The following is a 17,593-nucleotide window of genomic DNA, read 5'->3' on the forward strand; positions in this document are numbered from 1 at the left end:
CACGTTTTGCGGGGAATTCAGCGCGTGACGCTCCGCGCCGCTGGGACGCAGAGCGTCCCTTGAGGCATTCCCACGCATAGCGTGGGACCGATCATCAGCGTGAGGCGTTATCACGCAGACGGCTCGACGCCGCGACGTGAGCACGATCATCTAAAGCCGATCGATCAGTTGCTGATCGCCAGAATGCTCGCCTGGTACGAGCCGACAAACACGTCGAAATCGCCGACCTCGTTCTGCTCGAGCTCGGCCTGCTGCGCCAGCGACGAGCGCGCCAGTTCCTCAAACTTCGCCTGCTCATCCGCCGCCAACGGCTCGCTGCGGAAGAACTCGGCATGCGCCTGACTCTGCCGCAGGGAGAACCGGGCAAAGCTTTCCTGGTGCTCGGCCATCGCCGCCAGCACCTGGGCCGAAGGGGTCAGGGACGGATCGGCAACCTTGGCCAGTTGTGCATCCATCGCCTTGCTGTGCGCATCACCGCCGTGGCTCTGATCGAGCAATGCCGCCAGTGGTGCGATGTTCTCCAGCAGTTCGGTGGCCCACGCTTTCATCTCGACCGGTTGACCGTCACGCTGCAACTGCAGGCCCGGACGCCGACCTTCCTTGACCACGCTGAGGAAGTTCGAGGTGGCATTGCCGCACGAGGTGTTGGTCAGCAGCGGACTGTCGTTCAGCGCGCAGTACAGCAGGAACGCGTCGAGGAAGCGCGACTCGGTGAGATCGATGCCCATCGGCAGGAACGGGTTGATGTCCAGGCAACGCACTTCGACGTACTGGATGCCACGGGCCATCAAGGCCTGGATCGGCCGCTCGCCGGTGTAGGTCACGCGTTTCGGGCGGATGTTGGAGTAATACTCGTTTTCGATCTGCAGGATGTTGGTGTTGAGCTGCACCCACTCGCCATCCTGGTGCGTGCCGATCTCAACGTACGGCGCGTACGGCGTGGCGACGGCCTTGCGCAGGCTGTCGGTGTAGCTGGCCAGATCGTTGTAGCACGGCGTCAGCCCGGCCTGGGCGTTGCTCTGGTAACCGAGGTCGCTCATGCGCAGGCTGGTGGCGTAGGGCAGGTACAGGGTGTCCGGGTCCAGTTGTTCCAACTGGTGCGAACGGCCGCGCAGGAAGCCTGCGTCCAGCGCCGGCGAGGCACCGAACAGGTACATCAGCAGCCAGCTGTAGCGACGGAAATTGCGGATCAGCGCGATATACGACGACGACTGGAAATCACGGTCGGTGCCGACGAAGCCTTCGGCTTCGCGCAGCAACGGCCAGAGTTTTTCCGGCAGCGAGAAGTTGTAGTGAATCCCGGCGATGCACTGCATGGTCTTGCCGTAGCGCAGGGCCAGGCCCTTGCGGTAGACGTACTTGAGCTGACCGATGTTGGAGGTGCCGTAGTAGGCGATCGGGATGTCTTCCTCGGCCGGCAACGGGCACGGCATCGATGGACTCCACAGGTACTCGTTGCCGAGCTTGCTGTAGGCAAAGCGATGAATCTTGTCCAGGCTGGCCAGGGTGTCGGCCGGGTCGGGCAGGGCGGGCGTGATGAATTCCAGCAGCGACTCGGAATAGTCGGTGGTGATCTGTTCATTGGTCAGCGCGGAACCCAGGCTTTCTGGATGCGGCGTTTGCGCCAGACGACCCTCGTCCGTCACGCGCAGGCATTCACGTTCGATACCGTGCAGGCACTGCTCAAGCAGAGAGAGGTTGGCGCGCTCACCGAGCAGAGCCAGGCGGCGGTTGAGAAGTTCGCTCAATTTGGATTCCTTCACGCGTCAGTCGCCCCAATATGGGGGTGGGCAGGACGGTCTACAAGGGTGAAGTTGAAACTGGCGTTTTCGCCTGGTTTTCGGGTAGTCAAACCCATGTTGGAAACGCCGACTTCAATCCTTGAATCTGGCTGATACACGCGAAGAAAATGAGATCCCTGTGGGAGCGGGCTTGCCCGCGAAAGCGGTGTGCCAGACAAGTGATACTGGCTGATACGCCCCGTTCGCGGGCAAGCCCGCTCCCACAGGAAACTCCGACGCTGCGATCACAGCGCCGAAATTAACTCAAAATGATGAACAACATCTACAGGACAGCGAACGTGCCTTGCGCTTTTGCGACCAGTTTGTCGCCCTGCATCACGTCGGCTTCGACCACCAGCGTGCGTCGGCCCGGGTGGATTACCCGCGCCGTGCACAGCACCTCGCCGTCGGATACGGCGCGGATGTAGTTGATCTTGCATTCGATGGTCGCACTTTGCTGGTCGAAGCCGTGGGTGCTGGAACAGGCCAGCCCCATGGCAATGTCCACCAGACTGAACAGCGCGCCACCGTGCAACTTGCCGCCGCGATTGCGCAGTTGCGGCTCCAGCACCAGGGCGACTTGCGCCACCCCGGTTTCCAGGCTGTGCAGGCGGCAGCCCAACAGCTGGAAAAACGCGCTCTCGACGAGCCCGGCCGGAATCTCCATCAGCGTTTCTTCAGCTGCTTGGCGTTGGCGAACAGCGAGGCCATGGCGTTGTTCACCGGAGCCGCCGTCGCCGTTTCCTTGCGTGGCGCGTTGTTTGACGACTGGCGCGGCGCCGAGCCCGGACGCGAGCCGCGGGCACCGTCGATCTTCTCGCCCGGGGTGTCGCTCATGCGCATCGACAGGCCAACGCGTTTGCGCGGGATGTCGACTTCCATGACCTTCACTTTCACCACGTCACCGGCCTTCACCGCTTCGCGCGGGTCCTTGATGAACTTCTCCGACAGCGCCGAGATGTGCACCAGACCGTCCTGGTGCACGCCGATGTCGACGAACGCCCCGAACGCCGTGACGTTGGTCACCACGCCTTCGAGGATCATCCCCAGTTGCAGGTCCTTCAAGTCTTCGACGCCTTCCTGGAACTCCGCGGTCTTGAACTCCGGACGCGGGTCGCGGCCAGGTTTTTCCAGCTCTTGGAGGATGTCGGTGACGGTCGGCAGGCCGAAGGTTTCGTCGGTGAACTTCTTCGGATCCAGACGCTTGAGGAACGCGGCATCGCCGATCAGCGAGCGGATGTCGCGGTCGGTTTGCGCGGCGATGCGCTGCACCAGCGGATAGGCTTCCGGGTGCACTGCCGACGAGTCCAGCGGGTTGTCGCCGTTCATCACGCGCAGGAAGCCGGCGGCCTGTTCGAAGGTTTTCTCGCCCAGGCGCGCGACTTTTTTCAGTGCCGCACGGGTCTTGAACGCACCGTGCTCGTCACGGTGGGCCACGATGTTCTGCGCCAGGGTCGCGTTGAGGCCGGAGATCCGCGCCAGCAGTGCCACGGACGCGGTGTTCACATCGACGCCGACGGCGTTCACGCAGTCCTCGACCACGGCATCCAGGCCGCGCGCCAGTTTCAACTGCGAGACGTCGTGCTGGTACTGGCCGACACCGATGGATTTCGGATCGATCTTCACCAGTTCGGCGAGCGGATCCTGCAGGCGTCGGGCAATCGACACGGCGCCACGGATCGACACGTCGAGGTCCGGGAATTCCTTGGCCGCCAGTTCCGACGCCGAGTACACCGATGCACCGGCCTCGGAGACCATGACCTTGGTCATCTTCATCGCTGGATATTTTTTGATCAGCTCGATGGCCAGTTTGTCGGTTTCCCGGCTGGCCGTGCCGTTGCCGATGGCGATCAGGTCGACCGAGTGCTTGGCGCACAGGGCGGCGAGCACGGCGATGGTCTGGTCCCACTTGTTGTGCGGCACATGCGGGTACACGGTAGTGTGATCGAGCAACTTGCCAGTGGCATCGACCACCGCCACCTTGCAACCGGTGCGCAGGCCCGGGTCGAGGCCCAGGGTCGCGCGCGGACCGGCCGGCGCGGCCAGCAGCAGGTCGTGCAGGTTGTGGGCGAAGACGTTGATCGCCTCGGTTTCAGCGCTGTCGCGCAGCTCGCCGAGCAGGTCGGTTTCCAGGTGGGTGTAGAGCTTGACCTTCCAGGTCCAGCGCACCACTTCACCGAGCCACTTGTCGGCCGGACGGTTCTGGTTCTGGATGCCGACGTGCTGGCCGATCATGCCCTCGCACGGGTGCAGGGTGCCCGGCAGTTCGTCGCCGACTTTCAGGGCGGAACTGAGGATGCCTTCGTTGCGCCCGCGGAAAATCGCCAGGGCACGGTGCGACGGCATGCTTTTCAGCGGCTCGTCGTGTTCGAAGTAATCGCGGAACTTGGCGCCTTCCTCTTCCTTGCCGGCGATCACGCGGGCACTGAGAGTGGCCTCCTGCTTGAGGAAGTTGCGCAGCTTGTCGAGCAGGCTGGCGTCTTCGGCGAAGCGTTCCATGAGGATGTATTTGGCGCCTTCGAGGGCGGCCTTGACGTCGGCCACGCCTTTTTCCGCGTCGATGAAGCGTGCCGCTTCAGTTTCCGGCGACAGGGACGGGTCGTTGAACAGACCGTCGGCCAACTCGCCGAGGCCGGCTTCGAGGGCGATCTGGCCCTTGGTGCGGCGCTTCTGCTTGTACGGCAGGTACAAGTCTTCGAGGCGGGTCTTGGTGTCGGCGAGCTTGATGTCGCGCTCGAGTGCGGGCGTGAGTTTGCCCTGTTCCTGAATGCTGGCGAGGATGCTGATACGCCGTTCGTCGAGTTCTCGCAGGTAGCGCAGACGCTCTTCCAGATGACGCAGCTGGGTGTCATCGAGGCTGCCGGTCACTTCTTTCCGGTAACGGGCGATGAAGGGCACGGTAGAGCCTTCATCGAGTAGCGCGACGGCCGCTTCGACCTGTTGTGGGCGTACGCCGAGTTCCTCGGCGATGCGGCTGTTGATGCTGTCCATATAACCACCTGACAAATTGTGAAAGCAGGCTCGCAGGCACGAAAACAAAGGCCCGGAGCCTGGTTGAGCGGCTAGATGCGTGCCGCTGCCTGGGTCAAAAGGCACCCCATTGACCCGTGAAATCGAACAATTACTGCCCTGGCCAGGAAAATAAAAAGCGGCCACCTGCGGTAACGATTCAGACGTTGCCTGACACAAAAGGCCGCGCATTATAACCAGCGTTCTGTCATTCGGGGGCGACGCGCTCTGTAGGCACAAGCCCCGGTTTCCTGGCACTGAAGGAAAAATCTGCTAACAATGCACACGGTGCGTATAACGGCAGCTACGCCATAATGCGCGCCGAGCTAAAAGGAGCATCCAATGAGCAGCACTGCACAAACTGCTGAAGGCGAAAAAATTCTCATCGTTGACGACGATCCGGGGCTGAGCAGCCTGCTGGAACGCTTCTTCGTCAGCAAGGGCTACCGTGCCCGTGCCGTACCGAATACCGAGCAGATGGATCGTCTGCTGTCGCGTGAAGTGTTCAACCTGGTGGTCCTCGACCTCATGCTGCCAGGCGAAGACGGCCTGACCGCATGCCGGCGTTTGCGCGGCGCGAACAATCAGATTCCGATCATCATGCTCACCGCCAAGGGCGACGAGCTGAGCCGCATCAAGGGCCTGGAACTGGGCGCCGACGATTACCTGGCCAAGCCGTTCAATCCGGACGAACTGATGGCCCGGGTCAAAGCGGTCCTGCGCCGTCAGGCCGCACCGGTGCCGGGCGCGCCGGGCAGCGAAGACGAAAATGTCACCTTCGGTGATTACGTGCTGTCGCTGGCCACCCGCGAACTGAAACGCGGCGACGAAGTGCACATGCTCACCACCGGTGAGTTCGCGGTGCTCAAGGCGCTGGTGATGAACGCCCGTCAGCCGCTGACCCGCGACAAACTGATGAACCTGGCCCGTGGCCGCGAGTGGGATGCCCTGGAGCGTTCCATCGATGTGCAGATTTCCCGTCTGCGCCGGATGATCGAGCCCGATCCGTCGAAACCGCGCTACATCCAGACCGTCTGGGGCGTGGGCTACGTGTTCGTACCGGATGGCACCGCCACCAAGTGATCGGTGATTTGTAGGAGCGGGTCTGGCTGGCCGTGGTGCAATGACCGCGTCCGCAGACTCGCAATCCGCAATATGCGAGCATTGCTCGCTCCTGCAAGTGTGTAGCGGTTATCCATGAAAACCCCCGTCTGGTTCCCTCAAAGTTTTTTCTCTCGCACCCTGTGGCTGGTGCTCATCGTTGTGCTGTTCTCCAAGGCGCTGACCCTGGTTTATCTGTTGATGAACGAGGACGTGCTGGTGGATCGCCAATACAGCCACGGTGTCGCCCTGACGCTGCGCGCCTACTGGGCCGCCGATGAAGAAAACCGCGCAAAGATCGCCGATGCCGCGACCCTGATCCGGGTGGTCGGCGCCGGCGTGCCGGAAGGCGAGCAGCACTGGCCGTACAGCGAAATCTATCAGCGGCAGATGCAGGCGGAGCTGGGCGCCGACACCGAAGTGCGCTTGCGCATGCACTCGCCGCCGGCGCTGTGGGTGCGCGCGCCGAGCCTGGGCGATGGCTGGCTGAAAGTACCGCTGTACCCGCATCCGTTGCGCGGCCAGAAAATCTGGAACGTGCTCGGCTGGTTCCTCGCCATCGGCCTGTTGTCCACCGCGTCGGCGTGGATCTTCGTCAGCCAGCTCAACCAGCCGTTGAAGCGCCTGGTCTACGCTGCGCGTCAGCTCGGCCAGGGGCGCAGCGTGCGCCTGCCGATCAGCGACACGCCGAGCGAAATGACCGAGGTTTACCGCGCGTTCAACCAGATGGCCGAAGACGTCGAACAGGCCGGGCGCGAGCGCGAACTGATGCTTGCCGGGGTCTCCCATGATCTGCGCACGCCGCTGACGCGGCTGCGCCTGTCGCTGGAACTGATGGGCGATCGCACCGACCTGACCGACGACATGGTGCGCGACATCGAAGACATGGACGCGATTCTCGACCAGTTCCTCGCGTTCATTCGCGACGGTCGCGACGAGTCGGTGGAGGAGGTGGATCTCAGCGATCTGGTGCGCGAAGTGGCCGCGCCGTACAACCAGAGTGAGGAAAAGGTGCGCCTGCGTCTGGAGCCGATCCAGCCGTTTCCGCTGCGGCGGGTGTCGATGAAGCGCCTGCTCAACAACCTCATTGGCAACGCCCTGCATCACGCTGGCAGTGGTGTGGAAGTCGCGGCCTATGTGTCCGGTGACACCAGCGCGCCGTATGTGGTGCTGAGCGTGATGGATCGGGGCGCAGGCATCGATCCGTCGGAGCTGGAGGCGATCTTCAACCCGTTTACCCGTGGTGACCGGGCCCGGGGCGGCAAGGGGACGGGATTGGGTCTGGCAATCGTGAAGCGGATTGCTTCGATGCATGGCGGCAATGTTGAACTGCGCAACCGCTCCGGAGGCGGGTTGGAAGCGCGGGTGCGCTTGCCGCTGGGGTTGATGTTGCCGCGGGATGCGGTATAGGGGCAGCGGCAAGCCTCAAGCCTCAAGCTGCAAGCGGAAAGCAAAAGCGTTTTTTACTTGTCGCTTGAGCCTGCCGCTCGAAGCTGGCTTTTCAGCCCTTGCCCTTGGTGCGGGTCATGTTCGGCCCGCCGTTCTTTTCCAGGTGTTCGATGATGATCCCCGCCACGTTCTTGCCGGTGGTGGTTTCGATCCCTTCCAGGCCCGGTGACGAATTCACTTCCATCACCAGCGGCCCATGATTGGAACGCAGGATGTCCACACCTGCCACGGCCAGGCCCATGACCTTGGCGGCGCGCAACGCGGTCATGCGTTCTTCCGGGGTGATCTTGATCAGGCTGGCGCTGCCGCCACGGTGCAGGTTGGAGCGGAACTCTCCGGGCTTGGCCTGACGCTTCATCGCCGCGATCACCTTGTCGCCGACCACGAAGCAGCGGATGTCGGCGCCGCCGGCCTCCTTGATGTACTCCTGAACCATGATGTTCTGCTTCAGGCCCATGAACGCTTCGATCACCGACTCCGCCGCCGTTGCCGTTTCGCACAGCACCACGCCGATGCCCTGGGTGCCCTCCAGCACCTTGATCACCAGCGGCGCGCCGTTGACCATGTCGATCAGGTCGGGAATGTCGTCGGGTGAGTGCGCGAAGCCGGTCACCGGCAGGCCAATGCCGCGACGGGACAGCAGTTGCAGCGAGCGCAGTTTGTCCCGCGAGCGGGCGATCGCCACCGATTCATTGAGCGGGAACACCCCCATCATTTCGAACTGGCGCAACACCGCGCAGCCATAAAACGTCACCGACGCGCCGATCCGCGGAATCACCGCATCGAAACCTTCCAGCGGTTTGCCCCGGTAGTGGATCTGCGGTTTGTGGCTGGCAATGTTCATGTAGGCGCGCAAGGTGTCGATCACTACCATTTCATGCCCGCGTTCGGTACCGGCTTCGACCAGGCGACGGGTGGAATACAGACGCGGATTTCGCGACAGCACAGCGATCTTCATGCAACACCTGTGGAGGAGGTAGATACCGGGAACACCGGCTTGTCTTGTACATATTTGATACCCGGATTGACCACCAGCTGGCCATCGATCAGGGCTTTGGAGCCGAGCAGCAGGCGATAGCGCATGGACTTGCGGCAGGCGAGGGTGAACTCCACCGGCCAGACCCGATCACCGAGGGCCAGGGTGGTGCTGATGACGTAGCGCACCTGGGCCTGGCCGTTGGAACTCTTGATGGTCTTGCGCGTGACCAGCGGTGCTTCGCAACGCCGATGGCGCAACTGCACCACCGTGCCCAGGTGCGCGGTGAAACGCACCCACTTCTCGCCATCGCGCTCGAACGGCTCGATGTCGGTGGCGTGCAGGCTCGAGGTACTGGCGCCGGTGTCGATTTTTGCCCGCAGGCCGGCGACTCCCAGATCCGGAAGCGCCACCCACTCGCGCAGACCGACAACGGTCAAATGGTCAAATGTCTTCAAAAAAATGCTCAACCGTGACAACCGCTCGACCCGCACGGGGCCGGATGCGCGGTATTCACGCAGAATAATGGTTAAAAGGCGACAGATATCTACAGCCCGGATTACCCGCCGCTGAAGCAGCGGCCGGAATGCGCGCAGTGTAATCCGCGACGGCGTGATTCATGGCACGACAGAAACGGTAGTACAGTTCACCAATATTTCAGAATGAGGAAATTCCATGGCACAAAAAAGCGAAGAGGACGACAAGGTCCGTCTCGATAAGTGGCTGTGGGCCGCGCGTTTTTATAAAACCCGCGCGTTGGCCAAAGCGGCAATCGAGAGTGGCAAGGTGCATTGTCGAGGCGAGCGCTGCAAGCCTGGCAAAGAGCCACGCATTGGCGATGAATTGCAGATTCGTGCCGGTTTCGAAGAGCGTACGGTGGTGGTGCAGGCCTTGTCGATCGTGCGCCGTGGCGCGCCGGAAGCGCAGACCCTGTATGCCGAAACCGAGGCCAGCATTGCCCGGCGCGAGGCCGCCGCCGCGATGCGCAAGGCCGGTGCTCTGGGCGTGAGCACCGATGGCAAACCGAGCAAGAAGCAGCGGCGGGATCTGTTTAAATTTCGTGGGAACAGCAACGGCGAATAGTTGTGCGCGGGGCGTCGGATTGTAGCGAGGGTGCGCATTTGCGCTGGAGGCCGGAAGGCCTCCGTGGTCAGTCGATCATGTATTGCAAAATGCGACCCGATCAACAGCTGCAGCCACCGACCAGCTCCCTCGCCACAGGGGGTGTACCCACCGTCAGCGCGTAGGCGCCACCACACTCATTCGCGAAATCAGCGGCAGCTTGCCCAGCAACGCGAAAATCGGCGCGGTCACCTTCAGCCAGAAATTCGCGGCGTGACAGGCAAACGGCGTGTAGTAGCCCCAACCCAGCGCCCACACCGCCAGCAGCAGGCCGCCGATGTAGTCGTCCTGGCCCCAATGGGCGCCGGCCACCAGACGCGGCAGCATGAACAGCAGCGCCAGGCCCCAAACCACCAGGAACTGTCCGGCGCTACGACTGAAAACGCCCATGAACAGCGCCCAGATCAGCAGCACCGAGGCGTGGTCACCCGGGAAGCTCTGGCTCGAACGGTCTTTCAGTTCCCAGGTTTTTTCCAGGTGCGGAAAGTAGTCGCTGATGTGTACGGCGCCTTCGAGCACCATCGACGGACTGCTGTGCTGCCAGTCCATGTAGTCGGCGAACTTGGAAAACAGCGCGCGGATCACCACCATCAGCAGCAGGATCGAGAGGAAACCGAAAAAGGCGCGGCGTACATCGATCGCCTTGAATACCCAGTCGCCCTTGATCAGTAGCGTCAGCAGAATCAGCCCGACAACGATGTCGAACGGGCGCAGACTTGCAATTGCCCAGATGTGGAGCCATATCGGGTTGCTGGCCAGCGGTGCATTGAGCGAGCGGAACAGCCACTCGTCGAAAATCGTGCACAGCATGTTGCCCGTAGGCCATAACCAGAAAGCCAGCAGTGCCAGGGGCACCACGTTACACAGAACCAGCCGGCCGAGGTTCCACCTTGATTGGAACAAACCCGGATTGTTCATAAAATGCCTCCCATGGCTAAGCAGCGGCACCAAAAAGGGTGCCAGCAAAGGCAAATTTTCATGCTTTGTAACCATTTTGTCATCACATTCAGATACCCAGACCTATGACCGACCTACCGGATACCGATTACACCCAACGCTTCATCTTTGATGACAGCGACACTCGCGGCGAACTGGTGGCGCTGGAACGCAGCTACGCCGAAGTCCTCGCCAAGCACCCGTACCCGGAGCCGGTTGCGCAATTGCTGGGCGAGCTGATGGCCGCCGCCGCGTTGCTGGTGGGCACCCTGAAGTTCGATGGCCTGCTGATTCTCCAGGCGCGGTCGGAAGGTCCGGTGCCGTTGCTGATGATCGAGTGCTCCAGCGCACGTGATATCCGTGGCCTGGCCCGTTATCACGCCGAGCAGATCAGCGCGGACGCCACCCTCGGCGACCTGATGCCGAACGGCGTGCTGGCCTTGACCGTCGACCCGACCGCTGGCCAGCGTTACCAGGGCATCGTCGACCTCGACGGTGAAACCCTGTCCGATTGCTTCACCAACTACTTCGTCATGTCGCAGCAGGTTGGCACCCGCTTCAAGCTGTACGCCGACGGTCGTCGCGCCCGTGGCCTGCTGTTGCAGCAATTGCCCGCCGATCGCCTGAAAGACGAAGAAGAACGCGCCGCCAGCTGGCAGCACATCACAGCATTGGCCAGCACCCTGACCGCCGATGAACTGCTGAGCCTGGACAACGAAACCGTGCTCCATCGCCTCTACCATGAAGAGCAGGTGCGCCTGTTCGACGTGCAGAAAATGCGCTTTCGCTGCAGCTGCTCGCGGGAACGCTCGGGCAATGCGCTGGTCAGTCTCGGACTGGAAGATGCGCAGCAACTGGTTGCCGAACAGGGTGGCCAGGTCGAGATCGATTGCCAGTTCTGCAACGAGCGCTACCTGTTCGATGCGGCGGATATCGCTCAATTGTTCGCCGGAGCGGGTGTCGAGACGCCGTCAGATACCCGGCACTAAAACGGTTCAGCGCAGGTAAATTCACTGCTCAACGACGGAATTACGCCGTTACGACGGGAGGGCCCTACTCTTTTTGGGCTTTTCTGGCATAATCCGGCCCACTTTTTTCGCGGTAGTAGTGCACGACTTTCTACTACAAAACGTTTGGAGCACACTCGGCCACTGGCCGACGGGGAACCTCATGACGCAAGCCAATAACGCCGTGTACACCGATCTGAGTGTTGATGATCTGGTAAAAGAAGCCCTGAACCGCGGTGAAGGCGAGCTTGCCGATACCGGCGCTCTGGTTGTTCGCACCGGTCACCGCACCGGCCGTTCGCCAGTCGACCGTTTCATCGTTGAAGAGCCTTCCACCCAGGCCGCTATCGCCTGGGGCCCGATCAACCGCAAGTTCCCGGCCGACAAGTTCGATGCGCTGTGGGCTCGCGTCGAGGCGTTCAACAACGCGCAAGAGCATTTTGTTTCCCACGTGCATGTAGGCGCGGCCGAAGATCACTACCTGGCCGTGAAAATGACTACCCAGACTGCCTGGCAGAACCTGTTCGGTCGTTGCCTGTTCATCAACCCGGCCCAGTACAACCCGGCTGGTCGTGAAGAGTGGCAAGTGCTCAACGTGGCCAACTTCGAGTGCGTGCCCGAGCGTGACGGCACCAACTCCGACGGTTGCGTGATCATCAACTTCGCGCAGAAGAAAGTGCTGATTGCCGGCATGCGTTACGCCGGTGAAATGAAGAAAGCCATGTTCTCCGTGCAGAACTTCCTGCTGCCGGCCGCTGACGTGCTGCCAATGCACTGCGCTGCCAACATCGGCGAAGAAGGCGACGTGACCCTGTTCTTCGGTCTGTCGGGCACCGGTAAAACCACCCTGTCAGCCGACGAAAGCCGTTACCTGATCGGTGACGACGAACACGGTTGGGGCGAAGGTGTGGTGTTCAACATCGAAGGCGGTTGCTATGCCAAGTGCATCGACCTGTCCGAGAAGAACGAGCCGGTCATCTGGAAAGCCATCAAGCACGGCGCCGTGCTGGAAAACGTCGTCATCGACGACGCCAAGCACGCCGACTACGCCGATGTCAGCCTGACCCAGAACAGCCGCGCCGCGTACCCGCTGGAGCACGTTGCCAAGCGTTCCGAGAAGAACCTCGGCGGCGAGCCGAACGCGGTGATCTTCCTGACCTGCGACCTGACCGGCGTGCTGCCGCCAGTGTCGATCCTCAACGAAGAACAGGCGGCCTACCACTTCCTGTCCGGCTACACCGCGCTGGTGGGCTCGACTGAAATGGGTTCGGGCAGCGGCATCAAGTCGACCTTCTCCACCTGCTTCGGCGCACCGTTCTTCCCGCGTCCTGCCGGTGAATACGCTGAGCTGCTGATCAAGCGCATCCGCGGCTTCGGCTCCAAGGTCTACCTGGTCAACACCGGCTGGACCGGCGGTGGCTACGGCGTCGGCAAACGCTTCAACATCCCGACCACCCGTGCGGTGATCGCAGCGATCCAGAGCGGCGCGCTGATCGGTGCTGCCACCGAGCACCTGGACACCATCAACCTCGACGTGCCACTGGCCGTACCGGGCGTCGAAACCAACCTGCTCAACCCACGCAACACCTGGGCTGACAAGGCTGCGTACGACGAAGCGGCCAAGGCACTGGCCGGTCTGTTCATCGAGAACTTCAAGAAGTTCGAAGTGAGCGAGGCGATCAAGGCTGCCGGACCGAAGTTGTAAGATCGGTTTGCAGCGAATGAAAAAGCCGCCCTTCGGGGCGGCTTTTTTGTGGGCGCTGGTTGGGCGGTCATCCCTCGGTCTTCGTGGCGGATATCCAGCTCAGGGTTTTACCGGCGCTCAAGTGTTTGCCTGACATGCAGCCTCCGCGATCCCACGGCAAAACCCCTAGGCCGGCAAATTCCTGCGCGATTGCCAGGCGTTTCTGCTCAAACCGCTGTAAGGTGCGCGCCACAAAATCCGTCGGTCGCTCCTGTGCGTCCGACACACGCTTAAAGGGAATTAGGTATGCAGTGGCTACGAATGGCCTCGATCGTTTTGCTGTGGGCCGGTGGTTGCCGTGTGACGCTGGCCACCGATGCCGGCACCACGCGGGTGCCGGGTGATCCGGATCGCAGTCGATGGCCCGACGTACTGACCAGTCAGGCGGATTTCGACACGGTGTCGCGCGCCGAAGTGCTGATGTTCGGCAAAGCCCTGCTGGCCAGCGAGGCGCTGCAGGAGCCAGAGCTCAAACAACGCCTGGGCGTACCTCAGTTGAGGCTCACGTCGATCAGGCAGGTGCGTGACGGTTTGTGGGATGACCTGCTCAGCGCCTACCGCGATGCCAGCCACAACTGCGATGGCCAGGCGTTCTGCCCGCGGGTGCGCAGCGTCGCAGACCTGCGGCAGCTGGCGGCGGGGTTCACCGGTGACATCAGCCCGGCCCATGCCCTGTGGGCGAGCAAGCGCCTGGGTGAGCATGAGCGGGTGTTGAACGAGCAATTGCGGGTGGCCGTGTTGCAGCCCTAGTCCGCCGCTCAGGCGCTGGCCCCGGGGCCCGTCGTCACGCTGGCCAGCGGTGGCAGGTCATCGGGTACGCGCATGCAACCGCCCAGCAGCAGGGTGGCGAGGATGAGGGCGAGGGGCAGTTTCAATCGATTCGACATGGTCATTCCTGGGTCGGGAGCTACGGGCATCGGCCGTCCTGGCGCGAAGCGGGTTCGTGGCTGGCCGAGCAAGTTACCTTCAGGGCCAGCGGTGTGGCGAGGGGCAAAGTGTTTCCTGGTTTGAGCCGGTGATACCCGCTCTGGCGCGGTATCATCCGGTATCGTTTTGGCCCCCAGACCTTTCTCGACGCGCTGCATTTGCCCGCTAGGCTGATGGCATGGCAGCGGTCAAAGGAGTGACAGCGAATGCACAACACCCTGGAACAGGTTTTCGGTTATCCCCGATTTCGACCCGGTCAGGAAGCAGCGGTCAGTGCCGTGCTGGCCGGCTGCTCGGCCGCGGCAATCTTTCCCACCGGCTCCGGCAAGTCCCTTTGCTATCAGTTGCCGGCGCTGTTGCTGCCGCACCTGACGCTGGTGGTTTCGCCGCTGCTGGCGTTGATGCAGGATCAACTGGCGTTCCTGCAGCGCCATGGCATCTCGGCCGGCAGCATCGATTCGGCACAGGGGCGAGACGAGGCCAATGACGTGATGGCCCGCGCCCGTTCGGGCGAATTGAAGATCCTGATGATTTCCGTGGAGCGCCTGAAAAACGAGCGCTTCCGCAATTTCCTGCAGCAGGTGCCGATCTCCCTGCTGGTGGTGGACGAGGCGCACTGCATCTCGGAGTGGGGCCACAACTTCCGCCCCGACTACCTCAAGCTGCCGGACTACCAGCGCCAGTTCAACATCCCGCAAGCGCTGCTGCTGACGGCCACGGCAACACCGAAAGTCATCGCCGACATGCAGGCGAAATTCGCCATTGCCGCGACTGATGTCATCACCACCGGTTTCTATCGATCCAATCTCAATCTGCTGGTCGAGCCGGTGCGTGGCCAGGACAAGCGCCAGCGTCTGGTGGCGTGGATGAGCGAGCGCCGGGGCCAGTCGAGCATCGTCTACGTCACCCTGCAGAAAACCGCCGAGTACATTGCCGAACACCTGCAGCGCAACGGCATCCCGGCCGAGGCGTATCACGCCGGGCTGCCCCACGAACAGCGCGAGGCGATCCAGCAGCGCTTCATGGCCGGACAGGCCGGGTGCATCGTTGCCACCATCGCCTTCGGCATGGGCATCGACAAGAGCGACATCCGCAACGTGGTGCATTTCGATCTGCCGAAATCCATCGAGAACTACAGCCAGGAAATCGGCCGCGCCGGGCGTGACGGGCAGCCGTCGGACTGTCTGGTGCTGGCCAATCGCGACAGCCTCAACGTGCTGGAGAATTTTGTCTATGGCGACACGCCGGAGCGCGACGGCATCCGCTACGTGCTGGACGAGTTGCAGGCCGCCGCGCCCGAGGGGCAATGGGAATTCCTCCTCGGGCCGCTGGCGGACCACAGCAACATCCGCGCGCTACCGCTCAAAACGTTGCTGGTGCAGCTGGAACTGCGCGGTCTGATCGCCCCGCGCTACGCCTACTACGCCGAGTATCGGTTCAAATATCTGCTGGAACCCGAGGCGCTGCTCGGGCAATTTGCAGGCGAGCGCAAGGATTTCGTCGCCGCAATCATCCAGACATCGAGCCGCGCGCGCACCTGGGCCACGGTGAATTTCGAGGCGATGTACCAGCAGTATTCGGCCGAGCGCAACCGGGTGGTGAAGGCGCTGGACTACTTCCAGGAGAAGGGCTGGGTCGAGCTCGAGAGCAAGCAGATGACCGAGGTCTACAGCCTGCTGCAAAGCGACTTCGACAGTCAGGCCCTGAGCGCGGAGTTGCACGACTATTTCACTCGCCACGAGCAGACAGAGGTGGCGCGGATCCACGCCATGCTCGAGTTGTTCGCCACCGAGCGCTGCCTGGGCTTTCGCCTGGCGGAGTATTTCGGCGATCACAATGCGCCCGAGCGCTGCGGGCATTGTTCGGTGTGCCACGGTCAGGTCGCACGGCTACCGGCACCACCGCAATTACCAGCGCTTGTGGATAAAAACTTCGCGAGCCTGTGCGGTGAATTTATCCACAGGCATCAACAACACACCGGCGATGCGCCCTCGGCGGAGCGTGTCACCCGCTTCCTGTGCGGGATCAGCGTACCGCTGTTCACCAAACTCAAGGCGCGGGCGATTGCCGGTTTTGCCGCGCTGGAGGAGTACCCCTACGCGCAGGTCCGCAGCTGGGCCCAGGCTAATCTATGAGTGTCTGCAGGGCTGCATCCATCCGCTGAATGTCGATCATCACGGTAATAAACTTCAAAAACCGCCAGTGCCTGACTAAGGTGAGAGCAGTCTTTGGATCGCCAATAAGAGAACAACGATGAGCCAGACAGCGTTCGATATTCAGCAGGCTGCGGTGATCGGTGCGGGCACCATGGGCCGGGGCATTGTCATGTGCCTGGCCAATGCCGGTGTCAGCGTGCAGTGGGTCGACAACAATCCGCAGATGCTCGAGCAGGCACTCGGCGCCGTGGCGCAGACCTATGCACACAACGTGCGCCAGGGACGGATCGATCAGGCCGAAGCCGATGCGCGGATCGCCCGGATCGTTGCCGCGGCGGATTATGCGGCAATTCGCTCTGTCGATCTGGTGATCGAGGCAGTGTACGAAAACCTTGAGCTCAAGCAGAAAATCTTCCGTGAGCTCGATGGCGTGCTCAAGCCGCAAGCGTTGCTGGCGAGCAACACCTCGGCGCTGGATATCGACGCGATTGCGGCGGTCACCACACGCCCGGCGCAAGTGCTGGGCCTGCACTTCTTCAGCCCGGCGCACATCATGAAACTGCTGGAGATCGTCCGCGGCGCGCAGACTGCGCCAGCAGTACTGGCGGCGGCGCTGGCGCTGGGCAAACGCATGGGCAAGGTCAGCGTGGTGTCGGGCAACTGCCACGGTTTCATCGGTAATCGCATGCTGCATCCGTATGTGCTCGAAGCGCGCAAGATGCTGCTCGAAGGCGCTTATCCGCAGCAGGTCGATGCCGCGTTGCAGGGCTTCGGTTTCGCCATGGGGCCGTTTCGCATGTACGACGTGGTCGGCATCGATCTGGAGTGGCGCGCCCGCGAACTGGCGGGCGCAGGCCAGGATGCGCCGGAAGTGCAGGTGGACAACCGCTTGTGTGAGAAGGGCCGGTTCGGCCAGAAAACCGGCGACGGTTACTACCACTACGAGCCGGGCAGTCGTCAGGCCGAGCATGATCCCGAAGTCGATGCGCTGGTGCTGCAGGTCAGTGAAGAGTTGGGTTTCCAGCGCCGGGAGATCGGCGCGCAAGAGATTCTCGAGCGCTGCCTGCTGGCACTGGTCAACGAGGGAGCGAAAATCCTGCAGGAAGGCATTGCCCAGTCGGCGCACGACATCGATCTGGTGTACCTGAACGGCTACGGATTCCCGGCGGACAAGGGCGGGCCGATGGCCTGGGCGGATCAGCAGGGGCTGGCAGACATCCACCAGCGCTTGCTCGCCCTGGAAACGCGCCAGGGTGCCCAGTGGCAGCCGGCGCGCTTGATTGGCGAGCTGGCGGCGCAGGGCAAGGGCTTTGCCGAGCGCTGATTCGGCGCAGCGGACGCCGTCACGGGCCGGGCCGCTGCCGCAGGTATAGTGAACGTACTCA

The 17,593-nt window shown here is 62.3% G+C and carries 15 protein-coding genes; 8 read left to right on the plus strand and 7 right to left on the minus strand.

Features of this window, described 5'->3' with window-relative positions; translation table 11 throughout:
- Nucleotides 1-164 precede the first annotated feature (164 nt).
- The 3 genes from gshA to QRN70_RS19730 all read right to left on the minus strand — a co-directional run bounded on the left by gshA (nucleotide 165) and on the right by QRN70_RS19730 (nucleotide 4,772).
- Nucleotides 165-1,748, minus strand: a complete 1,584-nt coding sequence (gshA, locus tag QRN70_RS19720; protein ID WP_285419589.1) for a glutamate--cysteine ligase — start codon at nucleotides 1,746-1,748, stop codon at nucleotides 165-167.
- A 316-nt stretch (nucleotides 1,749-2,064) separates the two neighbouring features.
- Nucleotides 2,065-2,448, minus strand: a complete 384-nt coding sequence (locus QRN70_RS19725) for a PaaI family thioesterase (protein WP_052912698.1) — start codon at nucleotides 2,446-2,448, stop codon at nucleotides 2,065-2,067.
- The gene (locus tag QRN70_RS19730; RefSeq protein ID WP_285419590.1) at nucleotides 2,448-4,772 is read right to left on the minus strand and encodes a Tex family protein; all 2,325 of its coding nucleotides are present in this window, start codon (nucleotides 4,770-4,772) and stop codon (nucleotides 2,448-2,450) included. The genes QRN70_RS19725 and QRN70_RS19730 overlap by 1 nt, the downstream gene beginning before the upstream one ends.
- Before the next feature lie 360 nt (nucleotides 4,773-5,132).
- On the opposite strand from QRN70_RS19730, the gene ompR reads away from it, so the two are divergent.
- Both ompR and QRN70_RS19740 read left to right on the plus strand, forming a co-directional pair.
- Nucleotides 5,133-5,873 (plus strand): osmolarity response regulator transcription factor OmpR, encoded by a 741-nt coding sequence (ompR, locus tag QRN70_RS19735; protein WP_285419591.1) that lies wholly within the window; start codon nucleotides 5,133-5,135, stop codon nucleotides 5,871-5,873.
- A gap of 114 nt (nucleotides 5,874-5,987) precedes the next feature.
- Entirely contained in the window at nucleotides 5,988-7,301 is a 1,314-nt protein-coding gene (locus tag QRN70_RS19740; RefSeq protein WP_027922236.1) for an ATP-binding protein, read from the plus strand.
- Between the two features lie 91 nt (nucleotides 7,302-7,392).
- Here the strand turns inward: QRN70_RS19740 and rimK are convergent, their stop codons facing one another.
- A complete protein-coding gene (rimK, locus tag QRN70_RS19745; protein ID WP_007949201.1) occupies nucleotides 7,393-8,298 on the minus strand; it encodes a 30S ribosomal protein S6--L-glutamate ligase in 906 nt (301 codons plus the stop codon).
- Complete coding sequence (gene rimB / locus QRN70_RS19750; RefSeq protein ID WP_065257793.1) at nucleotides 8,295-8,774, minus strand: retropepsin-like aspartic endopeptidase RimB; 480 nt, start codon at nucleotides 8,772-8,774, stop codon at nucleotides 8,295-8,297. The genes rimK and rimB overlap by 4 nt, the downstream gene beginning before the upstream one ends.
- A gap of 217 nt (nucleotides 8,775-8,991) precedes the next feature.
- Between rimB and QRN70_RS19755 the strand changes: the two genes are divergently transcribed.
- The gene (locus tag QRN70_RS19755; RefSeq protein WP_285419592.1) at nucleotides 8,992-9,399 is read left to right on the plus strand and encodes an RNA-binding S4 domain-containing protein; all 408 of its coding nucleotides are present in this window, start codon (nucleotides 8,992-8,994) and stop codon (nucleotides 9,397-9,399) included.
- A 153-nt stretch (nucleotides 9,400-9,552) separates the two neighbouring features.
- On the opposite strand, the gene QRN70_RS19760 is transcribed toward QRN70_RS19755, so the two are convergent.
- Nucleotides 9,553-10,356 carry a phosphatase PAP2 family protein gene (locus QRN70_RS19760; protein ID WP_285419593.1) on the minus strand — a complete coding sequence of 268 codons (804 nt, stop codon included), beginning with the start codon at nucleotides 10,354-10,356 and terminating at the stop codon, nucleotides 9,553-9,555.
- Nucleotides 10,357-10,460: 104 nt separating this feature from the next.
- On the opposite strand from QRN70_RS19760, the gene hslO reads away from it, so the two are divergent.
- The 3 genes from hslO to QRN70_RS19775 all read left to right on the plus strand — a co-directional run bounded on the left by hslO (nucleotide 10,461) and on the right by QRN70_RS19775 (nucleotide 13,875).
- Nucleotides 10,461-11,363, plus strand: coding sequence for an Hsp33 family molecular chaperone HslO (hslO, locus tag QRN70_RS19765; RefSeq protein ID WP_285419594.1), 903 nt, complete (start codon nucleotides 10,461-10,463; stop codon nucleotides 11,361-11,363).
- Between the two features lie 181 nt (nucleotides 11,364-11,544).
- Nucleotides 11,545-13,086 carry a phosphoenolpyruvate carboxykinase gene (locus QRN70_RS19770; protein WP_285419595.1) on the plus strand — a complete coding sequence of 514 codons (1,542 nt, stop codon included), beginning with the start codon at nucleotides 11,545-11,547 and terminating at the stop codon, nucleotides 13,084-13,086.
- Nucleotides 13,087-13,371: 285 nt separating this feature from the next.
- The gene (locus tag QRN70_RS19775) at nucleotides 13,372-13,875 is read left to right on the plus strand and encodes a polysaccharide deacetylase (protein WP_285419596.1); all 504 of its coding nucleotides are present in this window, start codon (nucleotides 13,372-13,374) and stop codon (nucleotides 13,873-13,875) included.
- 8 nt (nucleotides 13,876-13,883) lie between these two features.
- Here QRN70_RS19775 and QRN70_RS19780 read toward each other — a convergent pair whose 3' ends face one another.
- Nucleotides 13,884-14,012: a hypothetical protein gene (locus QRN70_RS19780; RefSeq protein WP_285419597.1), complete on the minus strand. Its 129-nt coding sequence runs from the start codon at nucleotides 14,010-14,012 to the stop codon at nucleotides 13,884-13,886.
- Between the two features lie 246 nt (nucleotides 14,013-14,258).
- Between QRN70_RS19780 and QRN70_RS19785 the strand changes: the two genes are divergently transcribed.
- A complete protein-coding gene (locus tag QRN70_RS19785; protein ID WP_285419598.1) occupies nucleotides 14,259-16,187 on the plus strand; it encodes a RecQ family ATP-dependent DNA helicase in 1,929 nt (642 codons plus the stop codon).
- 118 nt (nucleotides 16,188-16,305) lie between these two features.
- On the plus strand, nucleotides 16,306-17,532 hold the full coding sequence (locus QRN70_RS19790) for a 3-hydroxyacyl-CoA dehydrogenase (RefSeq protein ID WP_285419599.1): 1,227 nt from the start codon (nucleotides 16,306-16,308) through the stop codon (nucleotides 17,530-17,532).
- The last annotated feature ends 61 nt before the right edge of the window (nucleotides 17,533-17,593 follow it).

The sequence above is a fragment of the Pseudomonas sp. efr-133-TYG-5 genome (assembly GCF_030209175.1).
Lineage (GTDB): Bacteria > Pseudomonadota > Gammaproteobacteria > Pseudomonadales > Pseudomonadaceae > Aquipseudomonas.

Bases quoted from the DNA above. Each gene is read 5' to 3' on its own strand.
- QRN70_RS19785 (WP_285419598.1), top strand. From the start codon at position 14,259: ATGCACAACACCCTGGAACAGGTTTTCGGTTATCCCCGATTTCGACCC.
- QRN70_RS19775 (WP_285419596.1), top strand. From the start codon at position 13,372: ATGCAGTGGCTACGAATGGCCTCGATCGTTTTGCTGTGGGCCGGTGGT.
- QRN70_RS19770 (WP_285419595.1), top strand. From the start codon at position 11,545: ATGACGCAAGCCAATAACGCCGTGTACACCGATCTGAGTGTTGATGAT.
- QRN70_RS19755 (WP_285419592.1), top strand. From the start codon at position 8,992: ATGGCACAAAAAAGCGAAGAGGACGACAAGGTCCGTCTCGATAAGTGG.
- QRN70_RS19780 (WP_285419597.1), bottom strand. From the start codon at position 14,012: ATGTCGAATCGATTGAAACTGCCCCTCGCCCTCATCCTCGCCACCCTG.
- QRN70_RS19730 (WP_285419590.1), bottom strand. From the start codon at position 4,772: ATGGACAGCATCAACAGCCGCATCGCCGAGGAACTCGGCGTACGCCCA.
- ompR (WP_285419591.1), top strand. From the start codon at position 5,133: ATGAGCAGCACTGCACAAACTGCTGAAGGCGAAAAAATTCTCATCGTT.
- QRN70_RS19790 (WP_285419599.1), top strand. From the start codon at position 16,306: ATGAGCCAGACAGCGTTCGATATTCAGCAGGCTGCGGTGATCGGTGCG.
- QRN70_RS19760 (WP_285419593.1), bottom strand. From the start codon at position 10,356: ATGAACAATCCGGGTTTGTTCCAATCAAGGTGGAACCTCGGCCGGCTG.
- QRN70_RS19740 (WP_027922236.1), top strand. From the start codon at position 5,988: ATGAAAACCCCCGTCTGGTTCCCTCAAAGTTTTTTCTCTCGCACCCTG.
- rimK (WP_007949201.1), bottom strand. From the start codon at position 8,298: ATGAAGATCGCTGTGCTGTCGCGAAATCCGCGTCTGTATTCCACCCGT.
- hslO (WP_285419594.1), top strand. From the start codon at position 10,461: ATGACCGACCTACCGGATACCGATTACACCCAACGCTTCATCTTTGAT.
- QRN70_RS19725 (WP_052912698.1), bottom strand. From the start codon at position 2,448: ATGGAGATTCCGGCCGGGCTCGTCGAGAGCGCGTTTTTCCAGCTGTTG.